14 protein-coding genes are annotated in these 13,061 nt (G+C 71.8%); 6 read left to right on the forward strand and 8 right to left on the reverse strand.

All coding sequences use genetic code 11. The features are described from left to right. Window positions 1-129: 129 nt before the first annotated feature. The 3 genes from ACQUQD_RS14510 to ACQUQD_RS14520 are packed head-to-tail and all read left to right on the forward strand — an operon-like array spanning window position 130 to window position 3,138. Window positions 130-1,404 (forward strand): magnesium transporter MgtE N-terminal domain-containing protein, encoded by a 1,275-nt coding sequence (locus tag ACQUQD_RS14510; protein ID WP_428952478.1) that lies wholly within the window; start codon window positions 130-132, stop codon window positions 1,402-1,404. Next, a complete protein-coding gene (locus ACQUQD_RS14515; RefSeq protein ID WP_428952479.1) occupies window positions 1,394-1,960 on the forward strand; it encodes a DUF1003 domain-containing protein in 567 nt (188 codons plus the stop codon). Before ACQUQD_RS14510 ends, ACQUQD_RS14515 begins: the two co-directional genes overlap by 11 nt. A gap of 44 nt (window positions 1,961-2,004) precedes the next feature. Then, on the forward strand, window positions 2,005-3,138 hold the full coding sequence (locus tag ACQUQD_RS14520; RefSeq protein WP_428952480.1) for an Mrp/NBP35 family ATP-binding protein: 1,134 nt from the start codon (window positions 2,005-2,007) through the stop codon (window positions 3,136-3,138). Between the two features lie 72 nt (window positions 3,139-3,210). Here ACQUQD_RS14520 and ACQUQD_RS14525 read toward each other — a convergent pair whose 3' ends face one another. The 5 genes from ACQUQD_RS14525 to sigE form a co-directional block, all read right to left on the reverse strand. Beyond that, complete coding sequence (locus ACQUQD_RS14525) at window positions 3,211-3,876, reverse strand: hypothetical protein (RefSeq protein WP_428952481.1); 666 nt, start codon at window positions 3,874-3,876, stop codon at window positions 3,211-3,213. Window positions 3,877-4,010: 134 nt separating this feature from the next. Continuing rightward, on the reverse strand, window positions 4,011-4,490 hold the full coding sequence (locus tag ACQUQD_RS14530) for a sec-independent translocase (RefSeq protein WP_428952482.1): 480 nt from the start codon (window positions 4,488-4,490) through the stop codon (window positions 4,011-4,013). A gap of 176 nt (window positions 4,491-4,666) precedes the next feature. After that, the gene (locus tag ACQUQD_RS14535; RefSeq protein ID WP_428957559.1) at window positions 4,667-6,337 is read right to left on the reverse strand and encodes a trypsin-like peptidase domain-containing protein; all 1,671 of its coding nucleotides are present in this window, start codon (window positions 6,335-6,337) and stop codon (window positions 4,667-4,669) included. Window positions 6,338-6,999: 662 nt separating this feature from the next. Beyond that, window positions 7,000-7,995, reverse strand: a complete 996-nt coding sequence (locus ACQUQD_RS14540) for an anti-sigma factor family protein (RefSeq protein WP_428952483.1) — start codon at window positions 7,993-7,995, stop codon at window positions 7,000-7,002. Continuing rightward, a complete protein-coding gene (sigE, locus tag ACQUQD_RS14545) occupies window positions 7,992-8,771 on the reverse strand; it encodes an RNA polymerase sigma factor SigE (protein WP_203643261.1) in 780 nt (259 codons plus the stop codon). The genes ACQUQD_RS14540 and sigE overlap by 4 nt, the downstream gene beginning before the upstream one ends. A 145-nt stretch (window positions 8,772-8,916) precedes the next feature. On the opposite strand from sigE, the gene ACQUQD_RS14550 reads away from it, so the two are divergent. After that, window positions 8,917-9,615, forward strand: a complete 699-nt coding sequence (locus tag ACQUQD_RS14550) for an O-methyltransferase (RefSeq protein ID WP_428957560.1) — start codon at window positions 8,917-8,919, stop codon at window positions 9,613-9,615. 140 nt (window positions 9,616-9,755) lie between these two features. On the opposite strand, the gene ACQUQD_RS14555 is transcribed toward ACQUQD_RS14550, so the two are convergent. Further along, window positions 9,756-9,923 carry a DUF3117 domain-containing protein gene (locus ACQUQD_RS14555; protein ID WP_003966491.1) on the reverse strand — a complete coding sequence of 56 codons (168 nt, stop codon included), beginning with the start codon at window positions 9,921-9,923 and terminating at the stop codon, window positions 9,756-9,758. A 323-nt stretch (window positions 9,924-10,246) separates the two neighbouring features. Between ACQUQD_RS14555 and ACQUQD_RS14560 the strand changes: the two genes are divergently transcribed. Further along, window positions 10,247-11,050: an enoyl-CoA hydratase/isomerase family protein gene (locus ACQUQD_RS14560; RefSeq protein ID WP_428952484.1), complete on the forward strand. Its 804-nt coding sequence runs from the start codon at window positions 10,247-10,249 to the stop codon at window positions 11,048-11,050. A gap of 7 nt (window positions 11,051-11,057) precedes the next feature. On the opposite strand, the gene ACQUQD_RS14565 is transcribed toward ACQUQD_RS14560, so the two are convergent. Continuing rightward, window positions 11,058-11,651: a DNA-3-methyladenine glycosylase I gene (locus tag ACQUQD_RS14565; protein ID WP_428952485.1), complete on the reverse strand. Its 594-nt coding sequence runs from the start codon at window positions 11,649-11,651 to the stop codon at window positions 11,058-11,060. After that, window positions 11,648-12,040 carry a DivIVA domain-containing protein gene (locus ACQUQD_RS14570; protein ID WP_428952486.1) on the reverse strand — a complete coding sequence of 131 codons (393 nt, stop codon included), beginning with the start codon at window positions 12,038-12,040 and terminating at the stop codon, window positions 11,648-11,650. Before ACQUQD_RS14570 ends, ACQUQD_RS14565 begins: the two co-directional genes overlap by 4 nt. A gap of 143 nt (window positions 12,041-12,183) precedes the next feature. Here ACQUQD_RS14570 and folP point away from each other — a divergent pair, with 143 nt between their 5' ends. After that, the gene (gene folP, locus ACQUQD_RS14575; protein ID WP_428952487.1) at window positions 12,184-13,044 is read left to right on the forward strand and encodes a dihydropteroate synthase; all 861 of its coding nucleotides are present in this window, start codon (window positions 12,184-12,186) and stop codon (window positions 13,042-13,044) included. Window positions 13,045-13,061: the final 17 nt, after the last annotated feature.

Raw genomic sequence — 13,061 nt, forward strand, 5'->3', positions numbered from 1 at the left:
ATCTGCGGTTCCTCGGGCGGGTACGGGTGGACGCAGCGCAAAGGCGTGTTCGACGGGCACCGGATAGCCTGATCCACGGGTTGCCCGCACTGCAGGATGGATCCGTTCGAGAGGGAGGTGCTAGGAGGCATGGCAGCAGTCGCTCCGCGGATCTTCGTCTCCCACCTCTCCGGGATCGCCGTGTTCGATCCGAACGGGGACCAGGTCGGGCGCGTGCGCGACCTCGTCGCCATGCTGCGCGTGGACCGGCGGCCGCCGCGGCTGCTGGGGCTCGTCGTCGAACTGTCCACGCGCCGCCGCATCTTCCTGCCCATGACCCGGGTGACCGGCATCGAGTCGGGCCAAGTGATCACGACGGGGGTGCTCAACGTCCGGCGTTTCGAGCAGCGCCCCACCGAGCGCCTGGTCCTCGGCGAGATGCTCGACCGGCGCGTCCGGCTCGTGGAGTCGGGCGAGGAGGTCACCGTCCTGGACGTCTCGATCCAGCAGCTGCCCGCCCGCCGGGACTGGGAGATCGACCGGATCTTCGTGCGCAAGGGCAAGGGCGGCACCTTCCGGCGCAAGGGAGAGGCGCTGACCGTCGACTGGTCCGCCGTCGACGGCTTCTCGCTGGAGGAGCACGGGCAGGGCGCCGAGAACCTGCTGGCCACCTTCGAGCAGCTGCGCCCGGCCGACCTCGCCAACGTCCTGCACCACCTCTCTCCCAAGCGCCGCGCCGAGGTCGCCGCCGCCCTCACCAACGAGCGCCTCGCCGACGTCCTCGAGGAACTCCCCGAGGACGACCAGATCGAGATCCTCGGCAAACTGCAGGAGGAGCGCGCCGCCGACGTCCTGGAGGAGATGGACCCGGACGACGCGGCCGACCTGCTCGGTGAACTCCCCGAGCCCGACAAGGAGCGCCTGCTCGCCCTGATGCGGCCGAGCGACGCGGCCGACGTGCGGCGCCTGATGGCGTACGAGGAGAAGACCGCGGGCGGTCTGATGACGACCGAGCCGATCGTGCTGCGCCCGGACTCGACCGTCGCCGACGCGCTCGCCCGGGTCCGCAACCCCGACCTGTCGCCGGCGCTCGCCGCGCAGGTCTACGTGTGCCGGCCGCCCGACGAGACACCGACCGGCAAGTACCTGGGCACCATCCACTTCCAGCGGCTGCTGCGCGACCCCCCGTACACGATGGTCAGCTCGATCCTCGACGAGGATCTGCAGGCCCTCTCGCCGGGCGCGCCGCTCCCGGAGATCGCCGGGTTCTTCGCGACGTACGACATGGTGGCGGCGCCCGTCGTCGACGAGAGCGGCTCGCTGCTCGGCGCCGTGACCGTCGACGACGTACTGGACCACATGCTGCCCGAGGACTGGCGCGAGCAGGAGTTCCACCTCGCGGGGGACGTGAACCATGGCGACTGAGGAACGCGACCCGCGGGCCGCCGACGCCCCGCGCCGCCCGCGCATCCGGCTGGACCAGCCGCGCCCGCCGCGCCGCAAGATCCTGCCGGACTACGACCCGGAGGCGTTCGGGCGGCTGTCCGAGCGGATCGCGCGCTTCCTGGGGACCGGCCGGTTCATCGTCTGGATGACGGTCATCATCATCGCGTGGGTCGCCTGGAACATCGCGGCGCCCGATCATCTGCGCTTCGACAACTACCCGTTCATCTTCCTGACCCTGATGCTGTCGCTGCAGGCGTCGTACGCCGCGCCCCTCATCCTGCTCGCGCAGAACCGGCAGGACGACCGCGACCGCGTCAACCTCGAACAGGACCGCAAGCAGAACGAGCGGTCGATCGCCGACACCGAGTATCTGAGCCGTGAGGTGGCGGCCCTGCGGATCGGTCTCGGCGAGGTCGCGACCCGCGACTGGATCCGCTCCGAGCTGCAGGACCTCCTCAAGGAGCTGGAGGAGCAGCAGCGGACCGCGGTATTCCCGGCGGACAGCGACCGCGGACGTGATGTAGACGACCGCTGACGGGGCTTTCCGTGCCCCGGTTACCGCGCCGTACTATCGGTCGTATGGCTACGGAAGACGCGGTGCGCGAGGCACTCGCGACAGTGAACGACCCCGAGATCCAGCGACCCATCACCGAACTGGGGATGGTCAAATCGGTGGACATCGGTGCGGACGGAGCCGTCGCGGTCACCGTGTACCTGACCGTCTCTGGCTGCCCGATGCGCTCGACGATCGAGAACAACGTGCGGGAGGCCGTCGGCCGCGTCGACGGTGTCACCCGTGTCGACGTCACGCTCGACGTGATGAGCGACGAGCAGCGCAAGGAGCTGGCCGCGGCGCTGCGCGGCGGGACCGCCGAGCGCGAGGTCCCCTTCGCCAAGCCGGGCTCGCTGACCCGCGTGTACGCGGTCGCCTCCGGCAAGGGCGGCGTCGGCAAGTCCTCCGTGACCGTGAACCTGGCGGCGGCGCTGGCCGCCGACGGTCTGAAGGTCGGCGTCGTCGACGCGGACATCTACGGGCACAGCGTCCCGCGCATGCTCGGCGCCGACGGCAAGCCCACCCAGGTCGAGAACATGATCATGCCGCCGTCGGCGAACGGCGTGAAGGTCATCTCCATCGGCATGTTCACGCCGGGCAACGCGCCGGTGGTGTGGCGCGGCCCGATGCTGCACCGCGCGCTCCAGCAGTTCCTCGCGGACGTGTTCTGGGGCGACCTGGACGTGCTGCTGCTCGACCTGCCGCCGGGCACCGGCGACATCGCGATCTCCGTGGCCCAGCTGGTGCCGAACGCGGAGATCCTCGTCGTGACGACGCCTCAGCAGGCCGCCGCCGAGGTCGCCGAGCGCGCCGGTTCCATCGCGGTGCAGACGCACCAGAAGATCGTCGGTGTCGTCGAGAACATGTCGGGCCTGCCCTGCCCGCACTGCGACGAGATGGTCGACGTCTTCGGCACGGGCGGCGGCCAGCTGGTCGCCGACGGTCTCACGAAGACGACGGGCACGCACGTGCCGGTGCTCGGCTCCATCCCCATCGACGTGCGTCTGCGCGAGGGCGGCGACGAGGGCAAGCCGGTCGTCCTGACCGACCCCGACTCCCCCGCCGGCTCGGCCCTGCGCGCCATCGCGGGCAAGCTGGGCGGGCGCCAGCGCGGCCTGTCGGGCATGTCGCTCGGGATCACCCCGCGCAACAAGTTCTGAGCCGCTGAGCACGCGAAAGCGGGCCGCTCCCGGAGTCGTTCCGGGTGCGGCCCGCTTTTCGTCCGCCGGGCGCTAGGCCAGCTCGGCGATGTCCTTGACCACGGAGAAGCCGAGCCCGTACGCGCTCATGCCCCGGCCGTACGCGCCCAGGTGCACCCCGGCCTGCGTGGAACCGGCGAGCACCCAGCCGAACTCGGACTCGCGGTAGTGAAACTCCGTCGGCACCCCGTCCACGGGCAGCGACAGCGTCGCCCAGTCCGCGGAGCCGAGGTCGTCGGCGAGCACCCAGGCCGTCTCGGTCTGCTGGTCCAGCCAGTCGTCGCGCAGCGTGTGGTCCATCTGGCCGGGCCAGGTGAACGAGAGCAGCCCGACCCCGGCGAGCCAGGCCGCCGAGGAGACGGATGTGGCCTCGAGGAGGCCGGTGCCGTCGGCGCTGCGCCGTACCGGATTCGCGGCGACGGTCACCACGACCGCGAACCGCTCGGTGGCGTCGCCCTGGAGGGTCCCTTCGCTGCGCACCGAGGGCTCGTCACCGTGCCCGATCGAACCGTGCTCGACGGACCCGTCCGCCGTGGTGCCGACCTGCATCAGCCAACGCGGTCCCGTGAAGGCCTCGTCGAGGCCGTACCACGGGAAGGGCGCCAGCAGGTAGCCGTCGACCGTGCGCCGGGCCGTGGGAACCTGACCGGCCCCCTCGGTGGCCGGCGCCTGCGCGCCCACCCGACTCGTCGTCTCCATGTACCCGGCCGCCTCCTCGCTCTCGTACGGACCGGAGCGGCCCGCCCCCCTCGGGCGTTCTCACGTCCGGTCCGCGCAACAACAAGGCAGGATGCCACACCGGGTCCAGGAGGCCCGGTTTCAGGCGGTGTGGTTCAGGTCGCGTCGGCGTCGAACGGCGGCGGATCGCCCGCGGCCGGCTTCTCGGGCCGCTTCTCCATGTCGGGACGCTTCTGCATGTCGATCCGGCCGCCGGAGCCGCTGCCGGACGAGCTGCCCGAGGCACCGGCCGAACCGGATTCCTCCAGCTCACCGACGGTGTGGACCGCTTCGGTGACCTCGGCCATCTCCTTCTTGAGGTCGAACCCGTTGCGGATCTCCTTGAGCCCCAGCTCGTCGCTGTCCAGCTGCTTGCGGATGAACGTCTTGGGGTTCAGGTCCTCGAACTCGAAGTCCTTGAACTCGGGGCCCAGTTCACTGCGGATGTCTTCCTTGGCGCTGTCCGAGAACTCGCGGATCTTGCGTATGGTGCGCGAGACGTCCTGGATGAGCTTCGGCAGCTTGTCGGGGCCGAAGACGAGCACGGCCAGCACGACGAGCGTCACGACCTCCAGTGGGCCAATGTCGTTGAACACCTTGCTCTCCTAGCGTGTCCTCGGCCCGCGGTCGGTCTTCAGTAGCAGGTCTTCGGCAGGGTCCGGCATCGGACCGGGTCCACGGTACCCGGCGATCCTGTCCGTTCGGTAGCCACTGGGCTACGTCCAGGATCACGGATGCCGGACTTCAGCTCGTTGGTTTCCGTCAGTTTCCGTCAGTTTCCGTCGGCGGAGCCCAGCACCAGGGTCACCTTCCGTTCCTTTCCGCCCCGTTCGACCGTGAGGGCCAGTTCGTCCTCGGGGCGGTGGGCGCGGATCTTGACGATCAGTTCCTCACCGGAGTGCACGCGGACGCCGTCGACCTCGGTGATCACGTCACCGGGCTCGATGCCCGCCTTGTCGCCGGGGCCGCCGGGGCTGACGGCCGAGCCGCCGTCGTTGCCCTTCGTGCCGACGCGGGCGCCGTCGCCGCTGTAGTCCATGTCGAGTGTGACGCCGATCACCGGGTGGGTGGCCTTGCCGGTGTTGATCAGCTCCTCGGCGACGCGTTTGGCCTGGTTGATCGGGATCGCGAAGCCGAGGCCGATCGATCCCGACTGGCCGCCGTCGAGCTCCGAGCCGCTGTCGGCGGACCGGATGGCGCTGTTGATGCCGATGACGCGGGCGCGCGAGTCGACCAACGGGCCGCCGGAGTTGCCGGGGTTGATGGGTGCGTCGGTCTGCAGGGCGTCCACGTAGCTGACGTCGGTGCCGTCGCCCTTCTCACCGCCCGCGGTGATGGGCCGCTCCTTGGCGCTGATGATGCCGGAGGTGACCGTGTTGGCCAGGTCGAAGGGGGCACCGATGGCCAGGACGGGGTCGCCGACCTGGACGTTCTCCGAGTTGCCGAGCGGCAGCGGCTTGAGGCCGCGGACGCCGGAGACCTTGATGACGGCGAGGTCGTAGCCGCTGTCGTGCCCGACGACGTCGGCGTCCGCGCTCTCACCGCCCGCGAAGGTGACCGATATCTGCCCGTCGGAGCCCGCCGGTTCGACGACATGGTTGTTGGTGAGGATGTGGCCGCGGTTGTCGAGGACGAAACCGGTGCCCGTGCCCTGCTCCGACGAGCCCTTGGTGTGGATGGTGACGACGCCGGGCAGCGCGCTGGCGGCGATGCCCGCGACGCTGCCGGGGGCCCTGTGCGCGGACTCGGCGCCCGCCTGCGGGAGTTCGACGTCCGCCCCGCCGTTGCGTTCGAGGTACGAGCCGATGGCGCCGCCGACGACGCCGGCGACCAGGGCGATCAGCACGGCCCCGAGCGCCAGCGCCCGCCGCCCGCGCCGCGGCCTCTCACCGACGGGCCCGCCGCCGCCCGACAACGACACGGGCCCGGCCCACGGGTCGTACTGCTGCCAGGGCCCGCTGGGGGGCTGGGCGTGGACCGGGACGGCGGTGGGCGCGGGCGCGGGTGCCGGATACGGCTGGGCCGGGGCAGGTGTGCCGCTCTGTGGGGCTGGAGCAACAGGGGCAGGAGCAGGCGCCGGCGTGGTGCTCTGCGGGGGCTGGCCCGGGCCGCCCGGGTAGGCCTCCTGCTGCTGGCCGACCGGCGGCGTCACTGTGCCGTGGGCCGGCGTGCCCGGGCGCTGCACGGGCGGCGCCGGCGCCCACGGCCCCGGCTCGCCGTAGGGCGGGGTGCTGTACGGGTCGGGGTCGTGCAACGGCCGGGGCTCGTCGTCGACCGCCGCCGGGCGGTACGCATCCGGGATCGCGTCGGCCACGGGCGCCGCGAGAGGGTACTGGTCGACAGCGTCCGGCACCGCGGAACTGCTCCGGCCGACAGGCCTGGGCGCTGCGGCATCGGCCCCGGGCACGGCAGGGTGGTCCTGGTCGGCAGGCTCCTGGACCATGGCATCGGCCACAGGACGGTCCGGACCGCCCGAGTCCCCCGCGACGGCATCGACCGCAGGCGCTGCGAGGCGCTCCCGACCGACAGAATCCGGCCCTGCGACGTCGACCGCGGGCACAGCAGGGTGGTCCCGGCCGACAGACTCCCGCGCCACAGCATCAGCCTCGGGCGCCGCGGACCCTGCCGGACCGACAGAATCCGGCGCTACGACACCGGCCGTCGGCTCCCCGGCACGATCGGGGCCAACCGATTCCCCGGCCACGATGCCGCTGGGGACAGCCGAACTCTCCCCGTCCGCACCGGCCCCGTCACCGGCACCGGCCGTCTCCTCGACCGAGGCCGGAACCGGGGCCGGGGCCCCGGCCGCGTCGGTAGGGCCGGGCGCGGGCCGGAACGGCTCGTCGCCGTCGGCCGCTCCACCGCCGGAGGCAGGCGCGGGCAGGTGCCAGTCGCCGTCGTCGCCCGCGGCGCTCGCCGCGTTCGGTCGGGGGCGGCTCCACCACTTGGCCTTTGTGGGCTTGCCCTCGTCCATGTCCCGCCGCTCTCCCCACACCTGGCCCACGGCACCACACCGCGGGCTCCTCTGCGCGCAGTCCTGGTCATCACCCGACGCGCGGCCTCACCTGGATTCAACCAGGTTCGGCCGCGCAGGCGCAGGGGGTGTCAGCGGACCGAGGACGACCGGGAGGACAGGGTCGGCGAGGGTGCCGCCGCCGCGGCCAGCCCGGCCGGTGTCCCCTCGAAATCGGTCACCTCGGTCACCTCGGTCGTCGCGTGCGGCTGCAGCGCCACCTCGACCGTGGGCGCCGGTGCGGCGGGACGTATGAGAGGCGACATACGTGCCGCTCCGGACAGCAGCGGCGTCGAGAACGGGTACTCCGCACTCGCCCCATGGCCGCCGCCGGGCAGCAGCGGCGCGCTCGCCCGGGTCGGCGAGACCGGCACCGCCAGGGCACCGCCGCTCTGGCCGAGCAGCGGGGAGAGCGATCGGCGTCGCTGGTTCTCGGACACCGTCGCGGCGCCGGCCGCCTGGCTGCGCAGGGGCGTGGCATTGCTGCCCGAGCCGCCTCCGCGCGCGTCGGAGGTGTCGGCCGGGACGCCGGCGGTGACCCCGCCGAGGGCGATCGCGGCGAGCGACACCGCTCCGGCCGCGGCGAACGCGAAGCGGCGCCCGCGCGAGGCCCGGTCGCTCTCGTGCCGGTCGGGACGGCCGACTTCGTGGATGCGGAAGCCGCGCTGCTCGCCGGGGAGCACGGCGGCGTGCGCGCCGGCCGGCGCGTAGCCGAACGGCTCGGGGGCTACGTCGAAGACGCCGCCCGCGAAGCCCGGGCCACTGCCGAAGGCGCGGCCCGTACCGAAGCCGCCTCCCCCGAACGGTGGGGTGCCACCGTCGCTGTCACCTCCGGCGGGCAGCCCTTGGAGGCGGGCGAGGAAACTCTCGGACGGCGGCGGCGGGGCCACCTCGGCGAAGACGCTCTTGAGCCGGCGCTGCGCGTCGGCCTCGGCCTTGCATTTGGCACAGGTCGCCAGGTGCGCGAGAACACGCTCGCGGGCGTCGTGGTCCAACTCGCCGTCGACCAGGGCGGCCAGTCGGTCACCCAGGTGCTGGTCAGCTGCGGTCTGTTGGCGCTCGGCAGGATTGAGACGTGATCCACTCACGCGGTCGCGCCCCCTCCTCCAAGGACGGGGATCCCCCCCGTGGTCGCGAGCGTACGGCGCTCGGCGCGGGCCTCGGGCGAGCGGTGCTGCAGCGCCTTGCGCAGCTGCGAGCGGCCGCGGTGGATCCGGCTGCGGACCGTGCCCAGCTTCACGCCCAGGGTCGCGGCGATCTCCTCGTACGAGAGACCTTCGATGTCGCACAGCACGACGGCGGCACGGAACTCGGGCGCAAGGGTGTCCAGGGCCTGCTGGACGTCGGCGTCGAAGTGCGCGTCGTTGAACACCTGCTGCGGCGACGGGTCGCGGCTGGGCAGGCGCTCGGCGGCGTCGTCCCCGAGCGAGTCGAAGCGGATGCGCTGCTTGCGGCGGACCATGTCCAGGAACAGGTTCGTCGTGATGCGGTGCAGCCAGCCTTCGAAGGTGCCCGGCGTGTACGTCGACAGCGAGCGGAAGACGCGGACGAAGACCTCCTGCGTGAGGTCCTCGGCGTCGTGCTGGTTCCCGGTCAGGCGGTAGGCGAGCCGGTAGACCCGGCCGCTGTGCGTGCTGACGATCTCCTCCCAGGTGGGCGGAGTCCACGCCTGCGATTCCGCGTCAGCGGCAAAGGTCGCGGTCTGCTGCGCGGAGTCAACGGTGCGGAATCGGTCAGCGGTGTTGGTCACAGATTTCGGCTCACCCGCCGACCTGAGAAAGCGCCGCAGCACTCCTCCCCGATCCACAGGCGCAGCCGCACCTCCCCTGTCGGCTCTGGTGGTGTCCAGTGGAGCCCCTACCATAGCCACCTCGCCCGTTAGCTCCGGATAAGCGTTTTTACTCAGATTTGCCGGTCGGCTCTCGACCGCCCGTTCTGTCACTGTCGCCATCCCGCTGTCCCCCGCTTCGGCCTGCTCTTTCCCCCTGCCTCTTCAAACGCCCGGTCCCATCTGCGAGTTCCCGGCACCAACGGATAAAGTCACGCGCAGGCAACCACGGGGACAGGAGAGGGCCATTACCGGCAACCGGCAGACGAGCTGGGCGTTCGCCGACGCCTTTGTCGCCGAGGACGACGCTGTGCGCTGGGCCCGCGACCGGGCCCGGGAGGCGGGGCTGCGCTCGGTGTCCCCCGGCGCGGGCGCCGCGCTGCGGCTGCTCGCTGCCACGGTGGGGGCGAAGGCCGTCGCCGAGATCGGCACGGGCACCGGCGTGTCCGGAATCCATCTGTTGCACGGGATGCGGCCCGACGGCGTCCTGACGACGGTCGATCCCGAGCCGGAGCAGCAGCAGTTCGCGCGGCAGGCGTTCCGGGCGGCGGGCTTCGCCAGCAATCGGGCCCGGTTCATCCCCGGGCGCGCCCTCGACGTACTCCCCCGGCTCGCCGACAGCGGGTACGACCTGGTCTTCTGCGACGGCGACCGGATGGAGAGCCTCGACTATCTCGCTGAATCGTTGCGCCTGCTGCGGCCCGGCGGCCTGGTGTGTTTCGAGGGCGTCTTCGCCGACGGGCGGACCGTGGACTCGGGGCCGCAGCCGGTGGAGGTCGTCCGGCTCAGGGAGCTGCTGCGGGCCGTGCGGGAGTCCCCCGAGCTGCTGCCGACGCTGCTGCCGGTCGGCGACGGGCTGCTCTGCGCCGTGAAGCGCTAGGTCCTGTCCGGCGGATCCCGTCGCGGGCCGCACGCACACGGTGAAGCCGCCGGCCGGAGCGGGCCCGAACCCTAAGACGTACGACTGCCCCGGCACAAATGTGTGCCGGGGCAGTCGTAAAGGTTATGGTCGCTTCCGCGTCAGCCGACGACCTTCTTCAGGGCGTCGCCGAGGGCATCGGCCTCGTCCGGCGTCAGCTCTACTACGAGCCGACCGCCGCCTTCGAGCGGAACGCGCATGACGATGCCCCGCCCCTCCTTGGTCACCTCGAGCGGGCCGTCACCCGTTCGCGGCTTCATGGCCGCCATGCTCGTTCCCCTTCCTGAAACCAGCTCATCGTCAGCCGACGGCCCTCTGAACGGGCACACGTCACCGGCATCGAACACATTGCTTCCAGGCCATTATCCCGCATCGCGGGACCCGATGACCAACATCAGTCGGCATCGCTTGCGCAACGCGCTTGAGCAAAACCACCCAATTCGGCGATGTGACTGCGATACTGCGCCACTCGCGCACCCCTCCCGTCGTGAATTTGTTTGACGCAGGTCACATACCGGGGGTGCTCCAAGAGCCGTGATCTCCGTCATGCTGAGCTCGGACGACTAAGCAACCGCATAGTAGGAGGAGTGTCATGGCCGACACGGTGCTCTACGAGGTGAGCGACGGGCTCGCGACGATCACGCTGAACCGCCCCGAGGCGATGAACGCGATGAACACCGAGGCCAAGGTCGCCCTCCGCGACGCGGTGCAGGCGGCCGCCGCTGACGACGCGGTGCGGGCCGTACTGCTGACGGCGGCCGGGGACCGCGCGTTCTGCGTCGGCCAGGACCTCAAGGAGCACGTCGGGTCCCTGGTGGCGGACCGGGAGGCCGGCTCGGGGCAGACCATGAGCACGGTGCGGGAGCACTACAACCCGATCGTGCGGGCGCTGACGCAGATGCCGAAGCCGGTCGTGGCCGCGGTGAACGGCGTGGCGGCGGGTGCGGGCTTCGGGTTCGCGCTCTGTGCGGACTACCGGATCGTGGCGGACACGGCGACGTTCAACACCTCGTTCGCCGGTGTCGCCCTCACCGCGGACTCCGGTGTCTCGTGGACGCTGCCGCGGCTCGTCGGACCGGGCCGGGCCACCGACCTGCTGCTGTTCCCGCGCTCCATCTCGGCGCAGGAGGCGTTCGAGATCGGGGCCGTGAACCGGATCGTGCCCGCCGCCGAACTCGCCGACACAGCACGCAAGTTGGCCCTGATGCTGGCCGCGGGGCCGACCGTCGCCTACGCCGCGCTCAAGGAGTCGGTCGCCTTCGCCGCGGACCACTCCCTGGACGAGGCCCTGGACAAGGAGGACGAGCTGCAGACCCGGGCCGGCGCCTCCCAGGACCACGCCATCGCCGTACAGGCCTTCATCGCCAAGGAGAAGCCGAACTACCTGGGACGCTGAGCAGCGCTCACGCCGGTGTGCGGGCGGTGCAGTCGGCCAAGTGGTCGTTGACCAGCCCGCACGCCTGCATCAGCGCGTACGCCGTCGTCGGGCCGACGAAGCGCAGGCCGCGCTTCTTCAGGGCCTTGGAGAGGGCCGTCGACTCGTCGGTGATCGCCGGTACGTCGGCCAGCAGCTTCGGGGCCGGCCGGCCGGCCGCGTCGGGGGCGAACGACCAGATCAGCTCGTCGAGTTCGCCGGGCGACCAGTCCGCGAGCACGCGCGCGTTGGCGAGCGTGGCGTCGACCTTGGCTCTGTTGCGGATGATTCCGGGGTCGGCGAGGAGGCGCTCGCGGTCGGCGTCGGTGAAGGCCGCCACGTCCGCGATCTTGAAGTCACGGAACGCGGCACGGAAGGTCTCACGGCGGCGCAGGATCGTGATCCAGGACAGGCCCGACTGGAAGGCCTCCAGGGACAGGCGCTCGAACAGCGCGTCGTCGCCGTGGACCGGGCGGCCCCACTCCTCGTCGTGGTACGCGACGTAGTCCTCGGTCGACAGGCCCCAGGGGCAGCGCAGTCTGCCGTCGGGCCCGGGGACGGCGTCGCCGGCCGGCTCGCTCACTGGAGGCCCTCCCCCGTCTCGCCCTGGTACCCGCCGGGCGGCGCGAAGCCCGTGTCGGGGCGCCGGTCGACCGGCTGCCGGGCCTGGGCGTGGGCCACGGCGAGCGCGGACTCCAGCTCGGAGATGCGCGCGTCGCGCTCGGCCAGCTCCGCGCCCAGCCGGTTCAGCGCGTCGTCGACCTCCGCCATGCGGTAGCCGCGCACCGCCGTGGGCAGGCGCAGCTCCTCCACGTCGGCGCGGCCCACCGGGCGGTCCGGGGGCAGGGGATCCGCGTAGAACTGGGACGGCTCGTCGCGCAGTGCGCCGCCGTCGCCCCCGCCGAGGACCGCGAGCGTCACCGCCGCGACCACCACGACGAGCGCGGCGACCAGAAACAAGAACATGACCATCGCTGCCGTCTCCTGGACTCGACCGGGCCGGTACCTGCGTACACGGGCATCCCGAAACCGTCGGGCTCCGATCGTGCCATGCCGCACCGACAGTTAAGGTCGCAGGCGACCGTTGAAGTGGGATCCAGAGGAGAGTCACAGGGATGCTCAGGCTGGGCCGGCGCGAGTTCGACGCGCACGAGCCGGTGATCATGGCGATCGTGAACCGGACCCCGGACTCCTTCTACGACCAGGGCGCCACGTTCCGGGACGAGCCCGCGCTCGCGCGTGTGGAACAGGCGATCGCCGAGGGCGCCGAGATCGTCGACATCGGCGGGGTGAAGGCGGGCCCCGGCGAGGAGGTCGACGCCGCGGAGGAGGCGCGGCGGACCGTCGGCTTCGTCGCCGAGGTACGACGGCGCTTCCCGGACGTGATCATCAGCGTGGACACCTGGCGGCACGAGGTCGGCGAGGCCGTGTGCGAGGCGGGCGCGGATCTGCTCAACGACGCCTGGGGCGGCGTCGACCCGAAGCTCGCCGAGGTCGCGGCGCGCCACAAGGTGGGCATCGTGTGCACGCACGCGGGCGGCGCCGAGCCCCGTACGCGGCCGCATCGGGTCACGTACGACGACGTGATGGCGGACATCCTGGACGTGACGGTCGGCTACGCGGAGCGGGCCGTGTCCCTCGGCGTGCCGCGCGAGTCCGTGCTGATCGATCCGGGGCACGACTTCGGGAAGAACACGCGGCACTCGCTGGAGGCGACGCGGCGCCTGCCGGAGATGGTGGACACCGGCTGGCCGGTGCTCGTCTCGCTGTCCAACAAGGACTTCGTGGGCGAGACGCTCGACAAGCCCGTCAAGGAGCGGGTGATCGGGACGCTGGCGACGACGGCCGTGTCGGCGTGGCTCGGCGCGCAGGTCTACCGGGTGCACGAGGTCGCCGAGACCCGGCAGGTGCTGGACATGGTGGCGTCGATCGCGGGCCACCGGCCCCCGGCGGTCGCCCGCCGGGGACTGGCGTAGGGCCTGTCCGCAGCCGT

The sequence above is a fragment of the Streptomyces sp. cg35 genome, from assembly GCF_050410835.1.
GTDB lineage: Bacteria > Actinomycetota > Actinomycetes > Streptomycetales > Streptomycetaceae > Streptomyces.

Coding starts and splice junctions, on each gene's coding strand:
- ACQUQD_RS14535 (WP_428957559.1), bottom strand. CDS start 6,337: ATGGTCCAGGAGCCTGCCGACCAGGACCACCCTGCCGTGCCCGGGGCC.
- ACQUQD_RS14510 (WP_428952478.1), top strand. CDS start 130: ATGGCAGCAGTCGCTCCGCGGATCTTCGTCTCCCACCTCTCCGGGATC.
- sigE (WP_203643261.1), bottom strand. CDS start 8,771: ATGGTAGGGGCTCCACTGGACACCACCAGAGCCGACAGGGGAGGTGCG.
- ACQUQD_RS14525 (WP_428952481.1), bottom strand. CDS start 3,876: ATGGAGACGACGAGTCGGGTGGGCGCGCAGGCGCCGGCCACCGAGGGG.
- folP (WP_428952487.1), top strand. CDS start 12,184: ATGCTCAGGCTGGGCCGGCGCGAGTTCGACGCGCACGAGCCGGTGATC.
- ACQUQD_RS14570 (WP_428952486.1), bottom strand. CDS start 12,040: ATGGTCATGTTCTTGTTTCTGGTCGCCGCGCTCGTCGTGGTGGTCGCG.
- ACQUQD_RS14560 (WP_428952484.1), top strand. CDS start 10,247: ATGGCCGACACGGTGCTCTACGAGGTGAGCGACGGGCTCGCGACGATC.
- ACQUQD_RS14555 (WP_003966491.1), bottom strand. CDS start 9,923: ATGGCGGCCATGAAGCCGCGAACGGGTGACGGCCCGCTCGAGGTGACC.
- ACQUQD_RS14515 (WP_428952479.1), top strand. CDS start 1,394: ATGGCGACTGAGGAACGCGACCCGCGGGCCGCCGACGCCCCGCGCCGC.
- ACQUQD_RS14520 (WP_428952480.1), top strand. CDS start 2,005: ATGGCTACGGAAGACGCGGTGCGCGAGGCACTCGCGACAGTGAACGAC.